Here is a 19,081-nt window from a genome sequence, read left to right as displayed (position 1 = left end):
TCACTCGATCGAGGAAGGATGCGTCGGTCCGCCGCATCCCCTGGAGGAAGTCTTGAGACCCACCCTGCCCGTCGTCGGGACAGCGGTGGCGGCACTCGTGCTCGCCGCCGTGCCCGCCGTCGCCGCACCCAGTCCCGACGCGCTGATCTCCGAGGTCTACGGAGGCGGCGGCAACTCCGGCGCCACCCTCACGCAGGACTTCGTCGAGCTCGCCAACAAGGGCACTACCCCGGTCAGCCTCGACGGCTTCACTGTCCAGTACATCTCGGCCAGCCCCGGCGCGAGCACGCAGTGGGGCGTGACCCCGCTGACCGGCTCGATCGCGCCCGGCGGGACGTTCCTCGTCGCCGAGGCCAAGGGCAGCGGCGGCACCGTCGAGCTGCCGGCCGCGGACGCCACCGGAACGATCGCCATGAGCGCCACCAACGGCACCATCGCGCTGGTCAGCGGCACCACGCCGCTCACCTGCAAGACGGCCGCCGACTGCGCGGCCGAGCCGCGGATCAAGGACCTCGTCGGCTACGGTTCCGCCGCTGTCCGCGAGGGCGCCGCGACGGCCGTGCTGAGCAACACCACGTCGGCGTCCCGTGCCACCGCGCTCGGCGACACCGACGACAACTCCGCCGACTTCACGGCCGGCAACCCCACCCCGACCAACTCCAAGGGCGAGACCCCGGGCGGCGGCAACCCGGATCCCGACCCCGACCCGGACCCCACCCCCGGCGACAAGCGCATCCACGACATCCAGGGCGTCACGCGCATCTCGCCGTTGCTCGGCCAGAAGGTCACCAACGTCCCCGGCGTCGTCACCGGCACGCGCGCCACGGGTGACCGCGGCTTCTGGATCCAGGACGTCACCGGCCAGGACAGCGATCCGCGCACCAGCGAGGGCGTCTTCGTCTACACGGGCGGCACCGCGCCGACGGTGGCCGTCGGCGACAGCGTGCTGGTCAGCGGCACGATCGCGGAGTACCGGCCGGGCGGCGAGACGGGCTCCAACCAGACGCTCACCGAGATCACCGCGCCCACCACGATCACCGTGTCGAAGGGCAACCCCGTTCCGGCGCCGGTCGTCGTGAAGAACGTCCCGGCCGGCTACCTGCCCGCGCCCGGCGGCAGCATCGAGCAGCTCCCGCTGGAGCCGCAGAAGTACGGCCTCGACTACTTCGAGTCGCTCGAAGGCACGCTGGTCCAGGTCGACGACGCCCGCGTCGTGGGCCCGAGCAACGCGTTCGGCGAGGTCTGGGTGACGGTCAACCCCGACCAGAACCGCAACCAGCGCGGCGGCACCACCTACACCGGCTACGACCAGGCCAACAGCGGCCGGCTGAAGATCAAGGCCACCCCGCTGCCCGCGGCCGACGTCGGTGACGTCTTCGCCGGCGCGACCGTCGGTGCCATCGAGTACACGAACTTCGGCGGCTACACGCTGGCCGCTCTGACGCTGGGTCAGCACGTCTCGTCCAACCTGCAGCGCGAGGTCACCGCGCAGCAGAAGGAGTCCGAGCTCTCGATCGCGACCTACAACGTCGAGAACCTCGACCCGTCCGACCCGCAGGAGAAGTTCGACCGGCTCGCCGACGGCGTCACGACCAACCTCCGCAGCCCGGACGTCGTTGTGCTGGAAGAGATCCAGGACAACAACGGCGCCACCAACGACGGTGTCGTCGCGGCGGACCAGACGCTGCGGAAGCTCTCCGACGCGATCGTCGCCAAGGGTGGCCCGCGCTACCAGTGGCGCCAGATCGACCCGGAGAACCTCAAGGACGGCGGCCAGCCCGGCGGCAACATCCGCGTCGGCTTCTTCTTCAACCCGCAGCGGGTGTCCTTCGTGGACCGTCCCGGCGGCGACTTCAAGACGCCGGTCCAGGTCGTGCGGAAGCACGGTCGCGCGGTGCTTTCCGTGTCACCGGGCCGGATCGACCCGCTCAACGACGCGTGGGAGGACAGCCGCAAGCCGCTCGCCGGCGAGTTCAAGTTCCGCGGCCGCACGGTCTTCGTCGTCGCGAACCACTTCGCTTCCAAGGGCGGCGACGAGGCCATCCACGGCCGCAACCAGCCGCCGAACCGCACCTCCGAGGTGCAGCGCGTCAAGCAGGCGGCGTCGCTGAAGGCGTTCACGGAGCAGATCCGCGCGATCGACAGGGGCGCCAACGTCGTCCTCGCCGGTGACCTGAACGACTACCAGTTCTCGCCCGCGCTCAAGACGCTGACCGGCGACGGCAACCTCAAGGCGCTGATCGAGACGCTGCCCGCGAACGAGCGGTACAGCTACGTCTTCGAGGGCAACTCGCAGACGCTCGACCACCTCGTCGTGAGCAGGAACATCACGCGCTTCAGCTACGACGTGGTCCACATCAACGCCGAGTTCGCCGACCAGGCGAGCGACCACGACCCGCAGATCGTCCGCGCCCGCCCGTCCACGGGTGACGCGAACGTCGACCGGATCGTGTTCGCCATCGAGGACATCCTCGACCGCCTCAATTAGCAACCGGCTCCACCGCTGCCGTCGCCGCGTCACCCAGCCTGGGACGCGGCGGCGGCAGCGGCCGTTGCGGCGACCACTCCGGCCTGGATCGCCTCGACGGCCCTGCGCACGGCGTCGCCCGCCCAGTTGCCGGCCGCGACGTCCTTGGCACGCCTGGTCATGTCGCGCTTGTCGCCGTCGACCACCTTGTGCACGGCCTTGACCGCGAACAGCAGCGTGATCAACGCCCCGGTGCGCGCGTCCGCTCCCCGGTACCCGAGCGCGACCTCGCCGACCGCCTTGCGCACCTCGTCGGCCGCTCGCTCATCGGTGATCACGTAGCTCTTGGCGGGGAAGATCCCGAGCACCTTCCGCGGTTGCACGCGCACGGCACCACGGGCTTCGAGCTGTGCGGCGACGTTGTCGCGCACCTTCTTCCGCAGGCGCTCCACGGCCCGTTGCGGCTTCATCGGCTTGTCGAACCTGCCGACCGACTCCTGCAGCAGCGGATCCTTCAGCGGCGTCGGATCGACGACCTGGAGCTTCTTGCCGTTGGGCTCGAACGCGACGCGCCCCGAGTTCACGAGCTCGATGAGCACGGCACCGGCGAGCGCGTTCTCCACCGACGAGGAGTCGGTCCGCAGCTTTCCGTTCTGCTGGTTGACGAACAGCAGCATCAGGTCTTCGGGCAGCATCATGCAACGGTAACGCCGGAAGGGCGCCGAACGTTGAGGTTCGGCGCCCTTCGTGAGCGAGCGGAGGATACGGGATTTGAACCCGTGAGGGGGTGAACCCAACACGATTTCCAGTCGTGCGCACTAGGCCGCTATGCGAATCCTCCGGGAAGAACCTTACCGGACGGGTGTTCCGGGACCCAAAACGGGGGTGGCCGGAAAAAGTTCCAGCCCCGTGTCGATCTGGCGCCTGCCCGCTCGTCGTGATCCCGTAAGACCCAACCGAGGAGGGCATAAGTGAAGTACATGCTGTTGATCCACGCGGCGTCTGACCAGCAGTCGAGCTGCACCGTCGAGGACTGGATCGCCTACGAGAAGGAGATGAGGGCAGCGGGCGTCCTGGTCTCCGGCCACTCGCTCGCGGACCTCGTCACCGCGACCACCGTCCAGGTCGGACCGGACGGCAGGCGCACCGTCACCGACGGGCCGTTCGCCGAGACCCGCGAGGTGCTGGGCGGCTACAACGTCATCGACGTGCCGGACCTCGACGCGGCGCTGGACTGGGCCGCGAAGTGCCCCGGTTCGCGCGACGGCGGGGCAGTCGTCGTGCGGCCGATCGCCGAGTTCGACTTCTGAGTCCTGCGATGAACGTCGAGCAGGTGTTCCGGGAGGAACGCGGCAGGCTGCTCGCCACCCTGGTCAAGCGCTTCGGCGACCTCGACCTGGCCGAGGAGGTCACCTCCGACGCCATCGAGGCGGCGTTGCGGCACTGGCCGGTGGACGGGGTGCCGGACCGGCCCGGCGCGTGGTTGCTCACGACCGCGCGCCGCAAGGCCGTCGACCGGCTGCGCCGCGACCAGGTGTACGCGGCGCGCCTGGCGTTGCTGCAGGTCGAGGTCGACCGGGCGGATCCGCCGGTGGGCGACGGCCTGCCGGACGAGCGGCTGGAGCTGTTCTTCACCTGCGCGCACCCGGCGCTGGCCGAGGAGGACCGCGGCGCCCTGGTCCTGCGCTGCCTGGCGGGCTTCACGACGCCGGAGGTCGCGCGGGCGTACCTGGTGCCGGTCACGACGATGCAGCAACGGATCGTGCGCGCGAAGAAGAAGATCAGCCAGGCGCGCATCCCGTTCCGCGTGCCGGATCCGCACGAGCTCCCGGAACGCCTGCCCGGCGTGTTGCAGGCCGTCTACTCGATCTTCACCGAGGGCTACGCGGCCCAGCGCGCCGACCTCGCCGAGGAGGCCATCCGGCTGGCCAGGATCCTGCGCGGCCTGCTGCCCGACCGCGAGGTCACCGGGCTGCTGGCGTTGATGCTGCTGGTGCACGCCCGTCGGGACGCCCGTCCCGAACTGCTGGAGGACCAGGACCGCACGCTCTGGGACCGCGACATGATCGACGAGGGCAGCGCATTGGCCGAGCGCGCGCTGACGGGCGGACACGGCCCGTACGGCGTGCAGGCGGCGATCAACGCGTTGCACGACGAGGCGCCGGACTTCGAGAGCACCGACTGGCGGCAGATCGTGGCGCTCTACGACGTGCTGAACCAGCTCACGCCGTCGCCCGTGGTCGCCCTGAACCGGGCCGCCGCGGTCGCCATGCGGGACGGCGCGGCGGCCGGGCTCGCGTTGCTCGACACGCTGGCCGGCGAACCGAGGCTCCGCGACTACCACCCGTACCGGGCGGCCCGCGCCGACCTGCTGCACCGCCTGGGCCGTGACACCGAGGCCGCCGAGGCCTACCGCGAGGCTCTCGCGCTCGCGGGCACCGACTCCGAACGGGACTTCCTGCGCCGCAGGCTGACCGCCATCGAGGGGCAATCATGATCATGAAGTGGCTGGAGGCCGAACGCCTGGGCGTCGCGGACCTCCTCGAGGACCTGACCGACGACGAGTGGCGGCGCGAGACCCTCTGCGCCGGCTGGACGATGCAGACGATGGCCGCCCACCTGACCACGTCGACCCGCACCGGCTGGCGCGACGTGCTCACCGGCGTCGTGAAGGCGCGCTTCGACTGGGAACGCATGGTGGACGAGCAAGCCCACGCGATCGCCGCACGGTTCACCCGGTCGGAGTTGATCGCGCGGATCCGCGAGACGGCGGCCTCGCCGAAGCGCGCGCCGATGGCCGCCCCGATCGATCCGCTGGCCGACTTCCTCGTCCACGGCCAGGACATCGCCCGCCCGCTGGGCCGCGTCCGCGAGATGCCGCCCGAACCGGCCCAGGCCGCCCTCGACCATGTGTTGAAGAGCCCGTTCTGGGGTGCTCGCAAGCGTTTCCGGGACACCGGAATCCCCGACCTTCCAGTCCCTGACCTGCTGATGCTCGCCACGGGCCGGAAGTTGTCCACACCTGGGGACAACACTGTGGGCAACTCGAACACACGTTCGAATTAGGGGGTTCGCTACACTAGCGTCGGACCTCGTGCGGCACACATCTCGCGAACCTCCCCAGGGCCGGAAGGCAGCAAGGATAAGCGGGCTCTGGTGGGTGCACGGGGTCCCCTTTTTCTGTCGGGGTCCACCGGTACTGTCTGCGGCGTGGCCCTCGCTCTGTATCGCAAGTACCGTCCGGCCACGTTCTCCGAGGTCGTCGGCCAGGAGCACGTGACCGATCCCCTGCGCACCGCGCTGGCGGCGGGCCGGGTGAACCACGCGTACCTGTTCAGCGGCCCGCGAGGCTGCGGCAAGACCTCGTCGGCCCGCATCCTGGCGCGCTCGCTCAACTGCGTGAACGGCCCGACACCCGACCCGTGCGGCGAGTGCAACAGCTGTATCGGCCTCGCCCCGAACGGCACCGGCAGCGTCGACGTGGTGGAGCTCGACGCGGCCTCCCATGGCGGTGTCGAGGACGCCCGCGACCTCCGCGACAAGGCCTTCTACGCCCCCGCCGAGTCCAAGTACCGCGTCTTCATCATCGACGAGGCGCACATGGTCACCACGCAGGGCTTCAACGCCCTGCTGAAGATCGTCGAAGAGCCGCCGGACCACCTGATCTTCATCTTCGCCACCACCGAGCCGGACAAGGTCCTCCCGACCATCCGCTCCCGCACGCACCACTACCCGTTCCGCCTGATCCCGCCCGGCGTGATGCGCTCCCTGCTCGAACGCAACTGCGCCGCGGAAGGCGTGGCCGTCGAACCGGCCGTCTTCCCCCTGGTGATCCGCGCGGGCGGCGGCTCGGCCCGCGACACCCAGTCGGTCATGGACCAGCTCCTCTCCGGCGCGGGCCCCGACGGCGTGAAGTACGAGCGAGCCCTCACGCTCCTCGGCGTCACCGACTCGGCCCTGATCAACGACGTGATCGACGGCCTGGCGGCAGGCGACGGCGCCGCGGTCTTCAGCACCATCGACCGCCTGGTGGACGCGGGCCACGACCCCCGCCGCTTCGCCAGCGACCTGCTGGACCGCCTGCGCGACCTCGTCCTGCTCTGCGCGGTCCCGGACGCCGCCGACCGCAACCTGGTCAGCGCCCCGGAAGACGAACTGGCCACCATGTCGGCCCAGGCGGAACGCATCGGCCCGGCCGCCCTGACCCGCTACGCCGAGATCGTCCACCAGGGCCTGGTCGACATGCGCGGAGCCACGGCCGCCCGCCTGCTGCTGGAACTCCTCGTCTCCCGCATGCTCCTACCCTCGGTGAGCCAGTCGGAAGCCGCCCTCCTGCAACGCCTGGAACAACTGGAGCGTCGCCCCCCGGCCACCGTCGCAGCCGCTCCCGGCGACCCGACCGCAGCCCAACCCGGCGCCCCGGTCTTCACCAGAAGGTCCCAGCAGGCACCCGAACCCGCAGCCCAGGCACCAGAACCACCAAGGCAGCAGGCCCCACCTGCCCGCCCCACTCCGGCAGCCGCCCCGGCCCCAGCGCAGACCCAGCCCGCCGCCCCCACCCCGGTAGCCGCACCGGCCCCAACCCCCGCGGAACCCGTGGCAACCCCGGAACCCGCGGCCTCAGCAACTCCGGCGTCCTCCGGTGACATGGACGCGACGGCGGTCCGCCGAATCTGGTCCGACCTGCTGGCCGCGGTCCGTTCCACCAGCCGCAGCACCGAGGCGATGCTGACCAACGCCATGGTCAGCGAGGTGGACGGCAATATAGTCACGATCACCCACACCTCGGCCCCACTGGCCCGCCGCCTGGCGGAACCCCGCAACACCGAGGCCATCGCCACGGCCCTCGCCGCGGTCCTGGGCGGCACCTGGCAGGTCCGCTGCACCCACGGCACCCCAGGCGCCACCCCCCAAGCCGCAGCCCCGGCCAAGGCCGCCCGCCCAGCCCCGACCCGCCCCAGCCAGGCCCAGAACAACAACAACGCCCGCCAGCCAGAACCGCAACAACGCCCGGCCCCGCGCCCACCGGCAGACGACGTCCCACCGCCCCCGGAACCGCCCGAGCCCGACGACCCCCTGCCGCCGGAACCGGACGACGAAGAGGCGATGCTGGCCGAAGCCGCCCGCCCGGCAGACCCGGCCACGGTGCCCGAGGCCCAAGACCCGGAGTCGGTAGTGCTCAAACTGCTGGCCGACGAACTGGGCGCCCGCCCCCTGAAAAAGGCCTAGCAAAGCAAGCCAGCCATACGCCCCGGAAACCCAGATCGACGCAATGCCGGAGGCGAGCCGACGCGACGGCGAAGCCGAGCAGTCGTGGCTTTTCACAACACGAGCTGGGTGGGGTGGTTCCGTCACGAGTCGTGACACAGCTCGTGCGCGGCTCGCTCTGGCGCGGCTCGTGACGGAACCACCCCACACCCCAGACACCTACGCAACAGCAAGCCGCCCAAAGCACCAGGCGTGCCATCTACCCGCGTGCGGCGCCGGCCCGGTTCTTGATCAGATTGGCGGGGTTTGGGGCAGCGCCCCAAAAAAGCAACCGCAAGACCCTCACACAAGTCAGCCACCTACGAACACGAAACCGCCGCCCGCCAGCCAAGGTGACGCCCTACACAACGAGCGCACCCAAGCCACCGCCCGCGCCCGCACCAACGCCAACCCCAACGCCAACGCCAACGCCAACGCCAACGCCAACGCAAGCTTTCGCAGGCGTCCCCCCGATCCGGGAACCCCTACAACTCAACCTACTCAGAGGGTCCGACAAGATCGGAAACCAAGCCCGTACGCTGGACCCCAAAGCCCAGCAAGGCCCCAGGCAAACCCCCAACAAGGCCCAGAAAGCCGAAACGGGCCCACCCCGAGAGGACCAGCGGTGCAACCCGGTCAGTTCGACATGCAGGCCCTGCTCCAGCAGGCCCAGAACATGCAGCAGCAGATGGCAGAAGCCCAGCAGCAGCTGGCCGAAACGCAGATCACCGGCAACGCGGGCAACGGCCTCGTGACCGCCACGGTCACCGGCGGCGGCGAGCTCGTGGACCTCGCCATCGACCCCAAGATCGTGGACCCGGAGGACGTCGAGACCCTCCAGGACCTGGTGATCGCCGCGATCAAGGACGCCAACACCAAGGCGCAGCAGCTCGTGGAGCAGAAGCTCGGCCCGCTCGCTCAGGGCGGCCTCGGCGGATTGCTCGGCTAAGAGATGTACGAGGGCCCGGTACAGGACCTGATCGACGAACTGGGCAGGCTCCCTGGCGTCGGCCCGAAGAGTGCCCAGAGGATCGCCTTCCACCTCCTGGCCACGGAACCCGCCGACATCGAGCGGCTGCAGAACGCGCTGCAGAAGGTCAAGGAGGGCGTGGTCTTCTGCGACGTCTGCGGCAACGTCTCGGCCGAGACCACCTGCCGCATCTGCCGCGACCCGAAGCGGGATCTCAGCCTGGTCTGCGTGGTCGAGGAGCCGAAGGACGTCCAGGCGATCGAGCGCACGAGGGAGTTCAAGGGGCGCTACCACGTGCTGGGCGGCGCGCTCGACCCGCTCAGCGGGGTCGGGCCGGACCAGCTTCGCATCCGGCAGCTGCTCAACCGGATCGGCACGGCCACCGACGGTGTCGACATCTCCGAGGTCATCATCGCCACGGACCCGAACACCGAGGGCGAGGCCACGGCCACCTACCTCGTCCGGATGCTCAGGGACTTCCCGGGGCTGACCGTCACGCGGCTGGCCAGCGGCCTGCCGATGGGCGGCGACCTGGAGTTCGCCGACGAGTTGACGCTGGGGCGTGCGCTATCTGGTCGCCGGAGCATGTGAACCAGAGTCCACCGCGACTGGGCGGCACCCGCCTGGTCGCGGTGGACGGCCCGACCGGCGCGGGCAAGTCGACGTTCGCCGAGGACCTCGCCGCACAGCTCGGTGCCCAGCTGATCAGCACCGACCACTTCGCGACCTGGGAAGACCCGACGACGTCGTGGTGGCCGAGACTCACCCAGGCACTCGACGCCGTGGCGGACGGCCAACCAGGCCGGTACCGGAAAACCGACTGGTCCCCAGGCTTTCCCTGTGTGGACGCAGGTCTGGAAGTGGTCGTCCATCCACAAAGGACCATCATCTTCGAGGGCTTCTCCTCGGCCAGGAAGGCCATCGCGCACCGCCTGAGCCTGGCGATCTTCGTCGACCACGGTGACGAGCAGGCGCGGCTGGAACGTGCCGTGGCACGGGACGGCGAGCGTCACCGGGAGCACTTCCTCCGGTGGCAGCAGTACGAACGAGGCTGGTTCGCGGTCGACGAGACCAGGGCCAGGGCCGACTACGTCGTCACTTCGAGCTGAGCACGGACGACCGACGCCTCCGGCGTTCCGATCACGCTGAGCACCTCCAGCGCCGACGACCAGTGCGTCCGCGCCTCGTCGACGTCGCCCAGGGCGAAGGCGGCGTCGCCGGCCAGCAGCAGCGCCCGGCCGAACACCCAGCGGTGCCCGGAGTCCGAGCCGACCGAGGCGGCCCGCAGGGCGCATTCCAGGGCGCCGGAGGCGTCCGAGGTGTCGAGGTGGATGCGCCCGAGCACGAGCAGCACCTCCATCTCCGCCGACCGGAACTGTGACCGCCCTGCCTCGACCAGCGCCGACGACGCCATCGTCAGCGCCTCCTCGTGGCGGCCCACCCCGCGGTACGCCGACGCCAGACCGCGACGTGCCGAGCAGATGCCCCACGAGTAGCCGGTCTCCACCGCGATGGCCAGCGCCGACGAGAACTGCTCGACGGCGTCGTCGAAGCGACCGGCACCCTCCAGCGCACGGCCGAGCAGGTTCATCGCGTCGCAGACGCTCTTGACGTTGTCCAGGTCCTGGGCGATCCGCATGGCCGCCGACGCCTCGGCCGCGGCCTCCTCGAACCGGCCGCGCATGATCAGCGTGATGGCCATGCCCTCGTGCATGGTGTGGCCGAAGTTGCGGGCCGCGGCCCGTTCGTACAGCTCGCTCGCCCGCAGGAAGTAGGTGGCGCCGAGGTCGGGCTCGCCGCGCCACGCGTGCACCTCGCCCAGCGCGCGCATCGAGTTCGCCTGGGTGATCCACGAGTCGAGGCGCGTGCCGACCTCCAGTGCCTCCTCGAACGTCGACGCGGCCCGGTCGAGCTGGCCCAGCTGCATGTAGACGCCGCCGAGGTTGAACAGGGCGTTCGCGAGCACCTGGGGCGCGCGGACCCGGCGGGCGATCACCAGGGCGCGTTCGAGGTGGTCGGCGGCGTGTTCCAGCTCGCCGAGGTCGATGTAGACGCTGCCCGCGTTGGACAGGACGGCGGCCTCCGCCTGCGGCAGGTCGATGCCCTCCTGCAGGGTGATGGCCTGCTGGTAGTAGCCCAGCGCGTTGCGGTGTTGCCCGGTCACCCAGTACAGCGTGCCCAGCGACGAGAGCATCGCGAGCTGGCCGAGCTCGTCTCGCGGCGCCCGCGCACCCACCAGGCCGGCCTTCGCGGTCTCACGCCACTCCGCGGTGAGGCCCTGCGTGTAGAAGTAGCCGCGCAGGGCGTCGGCCAGCTGCCACGGCGAGTTCTCCGGGTCGTGCTCCACGGAGTGCGTCACCAGCGCGACCAGGTTCGCCCGCTCCACGTCCAGCCAGGTCAGGGCCACGGTGCTGGTGCTGAACGACCGCGGCACCACGCTGTCCAGCGGCGCCGGGCGCGGGAAGCGGAACAGCGTCGACTTCATCGCCAGCGTGGCGTTGTCGACCGAGCGCACCGCCCAGTCCAGCAGCCGCCGCAACGCGAGGCGCGAGTCCGGGCGGCCTTCCTCGAACGCCAGGCGCTCGGCCGCGTAGTCGCGCAGCAGGTCGTGGAACTGGTAGCGCGACGGCGCGTGGTTCGAGATCAGGTTCGCGGTGGCCAGCCGGTCGAGCCGCCGGCGAGCGTCCTGAGTGGTCAGTCCGCTCAGCGCGGCCGCCATCTCCGGGGTGAAGTCCGTGCCCGGAACCAGTGACAGCAACCGGAACATCTGCGCCAGCTCGGGCTTCAGCGCCGTGTAGGAGAGGTCGAACGCCGCGTGCACCGCGACCCGTTCGTCGCCCTCCACGGCCAGCGCGGCGAGCCGGTTCCCGGCCCGCAGCTCCTCCACGTAGTCCGCGATGGACAGTTCCGGACGCGACACGAGGTTCGCGGCCGCGATACGCAAAGCCAATGGCAGATGTGCGCACAGGGTCGCCAGCTCCAGTGCGGCGTCCTCTTGGGACGCGACCTCGTCCGCGCCCAGGATGCCTTTGAGGAGTGACTCCGTCTCGTGCCAGTCGAGCACGTCGAGCCGCACGTTCGACGCCGCGTGCGAGACGGCGAGGCCGCGCAACGTGTCGCGTGAGGTCACCAGCACCGCGCACCCCGGCGACCCCGGCAGCAGTGGCCGGATCTGCTCGGCCGACGAGGCGTTGTCCAGCAGCAACAGGACGCGCTGACCGGTCAGCGTGGACCGGAACATCGCCTCCTGCTCGTCCTGGTCCAGCGGCACCTGGTCGGGCTCGGTCCCCAGCGCCCGCAGAAACCGCGGCAGTACGTCGACGGCGCTCAACGGCGGGCCGGGGGCGTAGCCGCGCAGGTTCACGTACAGCTGACCGTCCGGGAAGTCGGCGCGCATCCGGTGCGCCGCGTGCACGGCCAGCGCCGTCTTGCCCACGCCCGGCGGCCCGGCCAGTGTGACGACCGGCACGCCCTGCGCGGTCCGCAGCAGCGCCACGATCAGCGACACGGCCTCGTCGCGGCCCACGAAGTCCGGGATGTCCGCGGGCAGCTGCGACGGCACGACTCGTTCGGGCTTCGCGGCGACCACCGGCGCACCGGACGCCACCGTGGCCACCGAGCCGATCGACCCGGACAGCACCTGGCCGTGCACGCGGCGCAGCTCGTCGCCGGGATCGATGCCCAGCTCGTCGCCCAGTAGACGCGAAACGCGCTGGTAGGCGGCCAGTGCCTCGCTCTGCCGGCCCGAGCGGTACAGCGCCACCATCAGCTGCGCCCAGAACCGCTCGCGCAACGGGTGATCGCTCGTCAGCCGGGACAGCTCCGCCACGAGCTCGCCGTGGCGGCCCAGTTCGAGGTCGACCTCGACCCGGCGTTCCAGCACGTGCAGGCGGCGCTCGTCGAGCCGCGGCACCTCGTCGCGGTGCAGGATCTCCGACGGCACGTCGACCAGGGCCGGACCCCGCCAGAGCCCCAGCGCGGCGGCGAACGCGGCCGAGGCGGCCTGCAGGTTCCCGGCGGCGCGCTCCTGCTCGCCCTGCTCGATCAGCGGTTCGAAGCGCATCAGGTCGATCGTCTTCTCGTCGACGTCGATCAGGTAGCCGTCCGGCACGGTCCTGATCGGCACGGACGGTCCGAGCAGCTGGCGCAGGCGCATGACGTACGTCTGGAGGGTCGCCCGCCCACGGGAGGGTGGATCTTCGCCCCACACGTTCGCGGCGAGCTCGTCCACCGACACCGACGTGCCCGCGCGCAGCAGCAGCGACACCAGCAGGGCCCGCTGCCGGCCCGCCCGGACCAGCAGTGGTTCAGCGTCGAGGAGAACCTGGAGGGGGCCGAGCACGCGGAACTCGACCTGCCTGCTCATCTGACCTCCTCCGCGTGCCGGTGTTGTTTCTACAGCCGTTGTTTCTACAGCCTAGGAGAGCGTTCGACGCATCGACGGTGCTCACGTTGGGTCAGCGAGCGTGCGCCGGACGTATCAGAATGCCTGGTCTAGTGGCCGGATCGTGACCTGAGTAACCCCGGAGGGGGTATGAACAACGGTTATGGTCGGCGACCACACCGTGAGATGTGCGGATTGTCCAAGGGGTGTTTGATGGTCCACTCAGTAACGGCTCGCCGCCGTTGGGTCGCCGCGATCGGCTTCCTCAGCGTCAGCGCGCTCGCCCTGTCCGGTTGCGCGCAATCCCAGCGCGACTCTGGCGGCGGCGGCCAGGAAGGCGGCACGCTGACCTTCGGCGCCGCCGGCGCACCGAAGCTCTTCGACCCGTTCTACGCGACCGACGGTGAGACGTTCCGGGTCGCCCGTCAGATGTTCGAGGGTCTGGTCGGCTTCAAGCCGGGTACCGCCGAGGTCGAGCCCGCGCTGGCCGAGAAGTACGAGCCCAGCGCCGACGGCAAGACGTGGACCTTCACCCTCAAGGAGGGCGTGAAGTTCCACGACGGCACCGACTTCAACGCCGAGGCCGTGTGCTTCAACTTCAACCGCTGGTACAACCAGAAGGGCGCCGGCCAGTCCGACGCCGTCTCGCAGTACTGGCTGGACAACTTCGGCGGGTTCGCGACCACGCCGGACAAGCCCTCGCTGTACAAGTCCTGCACGGCCAAGGACGCCAAGACCGCGGTCGTCGAGCTGACGAAGGTCACCTCGCAGTTCCCGTCGGTCCTCGCCTTCCCGTCGTTCTCGATGTCGAGCCCCGAGGCGCTCAAGAAGTACGACGCGGACAACGTCGTGGCCGCCGGTGACGCGTTCACCTACCCGGCCTACGCGAACGAGCACCCGACCGGCACGGGCCCGTTCAAGTTCGGCAAGTACGACAAGGCCAACAACACCGTGGAGATCGTGAAGAACGACGCCTACCACGGCACCAAGGCCAAGCTGGACAAGATCGTCTTCAAGATCATCCCGGATGAGACCGCCCGCAAGCAGGCGCTCAAGGCCGGCGACATCGACGGGTACGACCTGCCGAACGCGGCCGACTGGGCCGGTCTGAAGACCGACGGCTTCAACGTCGCGATCCGTCCGGCGTTCAACGTGTTCTACCTGGGCATCAACCAGAAGAACAACCCGAAGCTCGCCGACCTCAAGGTCCGCCAGGCGATCCAGTACGCGATCAACCGCGAGCAGCTGGTCAAGTCGCAGCTGCCCGAGGGCGCCAAGGTCGCGACGCAGTTCATGCCGGACACCGTCGACGGCTACAACTCCGGCGTCCAGGCCGTCGGCTACGACGTGAACAAGGCCAAGTCGCTGCTGGCCGAGGCCGGTGCCACCGACCTGACGCTGAAGTTCTACTGGCCGTCCGAGGTCACGCGTCCGTACATGCCGTCCCCGAAGGACCTGTTCGGCGCCATCTCCGGTGACCTGCAGGCCGCCGGCATCAAGCTCGAGGTCGTCACCAAGCCGTGGAACGGCGGCTACCTGACCGACGTCGACAACGGCCTCTCGGACCTGTTCCTGCTGGGCTGGACCGGCGACAACGGCACGGCGCACAACTGGGTCGGCACGTTCTTCGGCCGCACCGACAACCGCTTCAACACCGGTGCGTCCCCGTGGGGCGCCACCCTCGCGGCGGACCTGGCCAAGGCCGACTCCGAGCCGAACGAGGCCAACCGCACCAAGCTGTACGAAGAGATCAACAAGAAGATCATGGAGGAGTACCTCCCCGCGGTCCCGATCTCGCACTCCCCGCCCGCTCTGGTGTTCAAGTCGGACATCAAGGGTGTCGTCCCGAGCCCGTTGACCGACGAGAAGTTCGGTTCGGCCTCCAAGGGCTGATCGGACTAGCTCCCACCACAAGAGAACAACGGGGTAGCTCAAGTGCTCCGCTACACCATTCGACGGCTGGTTCAGCTGGTCGGCGTGGTGCTGGTGCTCTCGATGTTGCTCTTCGCGTGGTTGCGACTTCTCCCAGGAGGGCCGGTTTCGGCCCTCCTGGGAGAACGCGCTACGCCGGAGTCGCGCGAAGCCCTCACCAAGCAGCTCGGCCTCGACCAGCCGATCTTCGTCCAGTACTTCAAGTTCCTCGGTCGCGCGGCGACCGGTGACTTCGGCGTCTCCACCGGTGTCCAGCCCGGTGACTCGGCGCTCGACATCTTCCTCCAGCGGTTCCCCGCGACGATCGAGCTCAGCTTCTTCGCGATCGTGATCGCGATCGCGGTCGGCGTCCCGCTCGGCTACCTCGCCGCGAAGCGCCGCGGCGGCTGGTTCGACAACTTCAGCGTCATCGGCTCGCTGATCGGCGTCGCGGTGCCGGTGTTCTTCCTGGCCTACCTGCTCAAGGACGTGGCGTCGTCGGCGCTCGGCCTGCCCTCGCAGGGCCGGCAGGACGCGATCGACGCCACCCGCGTCACCGGGTTCTTCACCCTCGACGGCCTGATCACCGGCGAGTTCGACGCGACGCTGAACGCGCTGGAACACCTGATCCTGCCCGCGATCGCGCTGGCCACGATCCCGTTCGCGGTGATCTTCCGGATCACCCGGGCCGCCGTCCTCGACGTGCTCGACGAGGACTTCGTGCGCACGGCTGAGTCCAAGGGCCTCACCGCCCCGGTGATCCGCCGCCGGCACGTGCTGCGCAACGCGATGCTGCCGGTCGTCACGACGATCGGTCTGCAGACAGGTGCGTTGCTCTCCGGCGCGGTGCTCACCGAGAAGGTGTTCTCGTTCGCCGGTGTCGGGCAGGCGCTCGCCATCGGGTTCGAACGGCGTGACTATCCGGTGCTACTGCTGTTGATCATCATGGCCACGATCGTCTACGTCGTGGTCAACCTGCTGGTCGACCTCTCGTACGCGCTCATCGACCCGCGCATCAGGACGAGGTGAGCGCAGTGGTTCTCGGACTCTCCTCCAAGAAGGACAAGATCGACGGACTCGCCGAGTCCGCCGGCGTCTCGCTCGCGGCGAGCGCGTGGAAGCGGTTGCGCCGCAGTCCGGTGTTCATCACCGGCGCGGTGATCATCGGCCTCTTCTTCGTGCTCTCGCTGCTGTCTCCGTGGCTCGCGCCGCAGGACCCGTCGGTCCCGATGCTGATCGACCAGGTCGTCAAGGCGCGCAACGAGATCCCGCCGCCCCAGCCCGGCCACCCGCTCGGTGGTGACCTGCAGGGCCGCGACTTCTTCTCGCGCCTGCTGGTCGGGTCGCAGCAGACGCTGATCGTGGGCGTCGGTGCGACGATCATCGGTCTGACCGGCGGGTTGATCCTCGGCACGCTCGCGGGCGCGCTCGGCGGCTGGGTCGACTCGATCGTCATGCGGATCGTCGACGTCATGCTGTCGCTGCCGTCGCTGCTGCTGGCGTTCTCGATCGCGGCGATGTTCGCGCGGCCCAGCCAGTTCACGGTGATCCTCGCGGTCGCGATCGTGCAGATCCCGGTGTTCGCGCGGTTGCTCAGAGGCTCGATGCTCGCGCAACGGCACAGCGACCACGTGCTGGCGGCGACCGCGCTCGGCGTGAAGAAGGGCGCGATCGTGTTCCGGCACATGCTGCCGAACTCGCTCAGCCCGGTGATCGTGCAGTCCACGCTCGTGCTCGCCACCGCGATCATCGAGGCGGCCGCGCTGTCGTTCCTCGGCCTCGGCAACCCGGACGACCGGCTGCCGGAGTGGGGGCAGATGCTCGGTGACGTGCAGAACGTCTTCGACACGCATCCGCACCTCGCCGCGTGGCCCGCGGTCTGCATCATCGTCGTCGCGCTCGGCTTCACGCTCATGGGTGAGACGCTGCGCGAAGCCCTCGACCCGAAGAACAGGCGGTGAGTCGTCGTGGCACTGCTCGAAGTTCGTGACCTCACCGTCGTGTTCCAGCGCAAGGGCGAAGAGCCGTTCCGCGCGGTCGACGGCGTCAGCTTCGACGTCGAACCCGGCCAGACGGTCGGGCTCGTCGGCGAGTCGGGCTGCGGCAAGTCGGTGACCTCGCTCGCGATCATGGGTCTGCTGCCCAAGCGCGGCGCCGTGGTCACCGGCAGTGTGACCTACGACGGCACGGACCTGCTGAAGCTGTCCGACAAGCAGATGCGCGACAAGCGCGGCAGCGAGCTCGGCATGGTCTTCCAGGACCCGCTGTCCTCGCTCAACCCCGTCGTCCCGATCGGCCTGCAGGTCACCGAGGTGCTCGAACGGCACCGCGGCATGCCCCGCAAGGAGGCCATGATCGAGGCGAAGAACCTGCTCGACAAGGTCGGCATCCCGGACCCGAACCGGCGGCTCAAGGAGTACCCGCACCAGCTCTCCGGCGGGATGCGGCAGCGCGCGCTCATCGCGATCGCGCTGGCGTGCCGGCCGAAGCTGCTGATCGCGGACGAGCCGACGACGGCGCTGGACGTGACCATCCAGGCCCAGATCCTGTCTCTGATGAAGGAACTGGTGCAGGACCTCGGCACCGCGCTCGTGATGATCACCCACGACCTGGGTGTCGTCGCGGGCCTGTGCGACGAGGTCAACGTGCTGTACGGCGGCAAGGTGGTCGAGAAGGCCATGCGGCACCCGCTCTTCGCGGAGCCGCGCCACCCGTACACGCACGGCCTGCTGGCCTCGATCCCGCGCCTGGACGCCGGGCACGGCGAGAAGCTGACGCCGATCAGGGGATCCGTCGCCGACAACATCCCGTGGGCCCAGGGCTGCGCGTTCGCTCCCCGGTGCCCGAACGCGCTGGACGTGTGCGTTCAGGTCACGCCCGCGGAAGAGGACCAGCTGGGTCGCCTGCTCCGCTGCCACAACCCGGTGGTGCCGGGAACTCCCGCCGCCGAGGAGGTGCCGGTATGAGCGAGACCCTGGTTTCCGTGCAGGACATGAAGGTGCACTTCCCGATCAAGCGGGGCGTGTTCATGGACCGCACCGTCGGCTACGTCTACGCGGTCGACGGCGTCGACCTCGAGATCAAGCGCGGCGAGACGTACGGCCTGGTCGGCGAGTCCGGCTGCGGCAAGTCCACCCTCGGGCGGGCGATGCTGCGGCTCAACGAGCCGACCGCCGGCAAGATGGTCTTCGACGGCGAGGACTTCTCCACCCTCAAGGGTGAAGAGCTGCGCAAGATGCGGCGCCGGATCCAGATGGTGTTCCAGGACCCGCTGTCCGCGCTCGACCCGCGCCAGTCCGTGGAGTCGATCCTCATCGAGGGCCTGCGGGCGCATGACCTGGACAAGGGCAAGGAGGAGACCGGCAAGCGGTTGCGTGAGCTGCTCACCGCCGTCGGCCTGCCGGCCACCGCGCTGCGCAAGTACCCGCACGAGTTCTCTGGCGGTCAGCGGCAGCGCATCGGCATCGCGCGGGCGCTGGCGCTCAACCCGGACCTGATCGTCGCCGACGAGCCGGTGTCCGCGCTCGACGTGTCGGTGCAGGCCCAGGTCGTGAACCTGCTGGAGGACCTGCAGGAGCAGTTCGGCCTGACGTACCTGGTGATCGCGCACGACCTCGCCGTCGTGAAGCACATCTCCGACCGGGTCGGCGTGATGTACCTCGGCGGCCTGGTCGAGGAGGCCACCTCCGAGGACCTCTACGCCGAGCCGCTGCACCCGTACACGCGGGCGCTGCTGTCGGCGATCCCGGTGCCCGACCCCGTGGTCGAGGACCGGCGTGAGCGGATCCTGCTCGCGGGCGACCTCCCGTCGCCCGCGAACCCGCCGACCGGCTGCCGGTTCCACACCCGGTGCCCGTGGCGGCAGCAGACCCGCTGCGACACCGAGCGCCCGGCGTTGCGGGAGCTCAAGCCCGGCCACAAGGTGGCGTGCCACTGGGCCGAGCAGATCCGGTCCGGCGAGATCCAGCCGCACGAGGTGAAGCCGATGCTGGTGGAGGAGGGCGACGGCCTGTCGCCCGACGTCCCGCTCGTGGGACCGGCTTCGGTGACCGAAGCGCTCAACCCGTAGTTCGTGTTCTCCGGCCGGGGCCACCTCACTTCG

15 protein-coding genes, 1 tRNA gene and 1 other RNA gene are annotated in these 19,081 nt (G+C 69.7%); 14 read left to right on the top strand and 3 right to left on the bottom strand.

All coding sequences use genetic code 11. The features are described from left to right. The first annotated feature begins 52 nt into the window (after window positions 1-52). Complete coding sequence (locus ACRSBM_RS39120; protein ID WP_434451755.1) at window positions 53-2,488, top strand: endonuclease/exonuclease/phosphatase family protein; 2,436 nt, start codon at window positions 53-55, stop codon at window positions 2,486-2,488. A gap of 29 nt (window positions 2,489-2,517) precedes the next feature. On the opposite strand, the gene ACRSBM_RS39115 is transcribed toward ACRSBM_RS39120, so the two are convergent. Together ACRSBM_RS39115 and ACRSBM_RS39110 are read right to left on the bottom strand one after the other, a co-directional pair. Next, the gene (locus ACRSBM_RS39115) at window positions 2,518-3,162 is read right to left on the bottom strand and encodes a GOLPH3/VPS74 family protein (RefSeq protein ID WP_434451754.1); all 645 of its coding nucleotides are present in this window, start codon (window positions 3,160-3,162) and stop codon (window positions 2,518-2,520) included. A gap of 61 nt (window positions 3,163-3,223) precedes the next feature. Beyond that, a tRNA-Ser gene (locus ACRSBM_RS39110) sits at window positions 3,224-3,308 on the bottom strand. A 130-nt stretch (window positions 3,309-3,438) separates the two neighbouring features. Here ACRSBM_RS39110 and ACRSBM_RS39105 point away from each other — a divergent pair. The 8 genes from ACRSBM_RS39105 to ACRSBM_RS39070 all read left to right on the top strand — a co-directional run bounded on the left by ACRSBM_RS39105 (window position 3,439) and on the right by ACRSBM_RS39070 (window position 9,793). Beyond that, complete coding sequence (locus ACRSBM_RS39105) at window positions 3,439-3,777, top strand: YciI family protein (protein ID WP_434451753.1); 339 nt, start codon at window positions 3,439-3,441, stop codon at window positions 3,775-3,777. An 8-nt stretch (window positions 3,778-3,785) separates the two neighbouring features. Continuing rightward, window positions 3,786-4,964, top strand: a complete 1,179-nt coding sequence (locus ACRSBM_RS39100; RefSeq protein WP_434451752.1) for an RNA polymerase sigma factor — start codon at window positions 3,786-3,788, stop codon at window positions 4,962-4,964. Continuing rightward, window positions 4,961-5,533, top strand: coding sequence for a maleylpyruvate isomerase family mycothiol-dependent enzyme (locus ACRSBM_RS39095; protein ID WP_434451751.1), 573 nt, complete (start codon window positions 4,961-4,963; stop codon window positions 5,531-5,533). Before ACRSBM_RS39100 ends, ACRSBM_RS39095 begins: the two co-directional genes overlap by 4 nt. 17 nt (window positions 5,534-5,550) lie before the next feature. Further along, an RNA gene (gene ffs, locus ACRSBM_RS39090) (signal recognition particle sRNA small type) lies at window positions 5,551-5,647 on the top strand. A gap of 30 nt (window positions 5,648-5,677) precedes the next feature. Continuing rightward, on the top strand, window positions 5,678-7,696 hold the full coding sequence (locus ACRSBM_RS39085) for a DNA polymerase III subunit gamma and tau (RefSeq protein WP_434451750.1): 2,019 nt from the start codon (window positions 5,678-5,680) through the stop codon (window positions 7,694-7,696). A gap of 664 nt (window positions 7,697-8,360) precedes the next feature. Then, window positions 8,361-8,663, top strand: a complete 303-nt coding sequence (locus ACRSBM_RS39080) for a YbaB/EbfC family nucleoid-associated protein (RefSeq protein WP_434453404.1) — start codon at window positions 8,361-8,363, stop codon at window positions 8,661-8,663. 3 nt (window positions 8,664-8,666) lie between these two features. Next, window positions 8,667-9,275: a recombination mediator RecR gene (gene recR, locus ACRSBM_RS39075; protein WP_434451749.1), complete on the top strand. Its 609-nt coding sequence runs from the start codon at window positions 8,667-8,669 to the stop codon at window positions 9,273-9,275. Continuing rightward, window positions 9,272-9,793, top strand: coding sequence for a uridine kinase family protein (locus ACRSBM_RS39070; protein WP_434451748.1), 522 nt, complete (start codon window positions 9,272-9,274; stop codon window positions 9,791-9,793). The genes recR and ACRSBM_RS39070 overlap by 4 nt, the downstream gene beginning before the upstream one ends. Here the strand turns inward: ACRSBM_RS39070 and ACRSBM_RS39065 are convergent. Continuing rightward, window positions 9,772-13,050, bottom strand: a complete 3,279-nt coding sequence (locus ACRSBM_RS39065; RefSeq protein ID WP_434451747.1) for an AfsR/SARP family transcriptional regulator — start codon at window positions 13,048-13,050, stop codon at window positions 9,772-9,774. The genes ACRSBM_RS39070 and ACRSBM_RS39065 overlap by 22 nt on opposite strands. A gap of 231 nt (window positions 13,051-13,281) precedes the next feature. Here ACRSBM_RS39065 and ACRSBM_RS39060 point away from each other — a divergent pair, with 231 nt between their 5' ends. Genes ACRSBM_RS39060 through ACRSBM_RS39040 form a run of 5 tightly spaced genes read left to right on the top strand, consistent with a single transcriptional unit; the run spans window position 13,282 to window position 19,048 of the window. Next, window positions 13,282-14,961, top strand: coding sequence for an ABC transporter substrate-binding protein (locus ACRSBM_RS39060; protein ID WP_434451746.1), 1,680 nt, complete (start codon window positions 13,282-13,284; stop codon window positions 14,959-14,961). Window positions 14,962-15,003: 42 nt separating this feature from the next. Further along, a complete protein-coding gene (locus tag ACRSBM_RS39055; RefSeq protein ID WP_434451745.1) occupies window positions 15,004-16,008 on the top strand; it encodes an ABC transporter permease in 1,005 nt (334 codons plus the stop codon). Window positions 16,009-16,013: 5 nt separating this feature from the next. After that, complete coding sequence (locus ACRSBM_RS39050; RefSeq protein WP_434451744.1) at window positions 16,014-16,940, top strand: ABC transporter permease; 927 nt, start codon at window positions 16,014-16,016, stop codon at window positions 16,938-16,940. A 6-nt stretch (window positions 16,941-16,946) separates the two neighbouring features. After that, window positions 16,947-17,945 (top strand): ABC transporter ATP-binding protein, encoded by a 999-nt coding sequence (locus ACRSBM_RS39045; RefSeq protein ID WP_434451743.1) that lies wholly within the window; start codon window positions 16,947-16,949, stop codon window positions 17,943-17,945. After that, window positions 17,942-19,048, top strand: a complete 1,107-nt coding sequence (locus tag ACRSBM_RS39040) for an ABC transporter ATP-binding protein (RefSeq protein ID WP_434451742.1) — start codon at window positions 17,942-17,944, stop codon at window positions 19,046-19,048. The genes ACRSBM_RS39045 and ACRSBM_RS39040 overlap by 4 nt, the downstream gene beginning before the upstream one ends. Window positions 19,049-19,081: the final 33 nt, after the last annotated feature.

This window comes from Lentzea xerophila (genome assembly GCF_051094245.1).
GTDB lineage: Bacteria > Actinomycetota > Actinomycetes > Mycobacteriales > Pseudonocardiaceae > Lentzea > Lentzea xerophila.
This window is presented reverse-complemented; position numbering and strand designations above follow the sequence as displayed.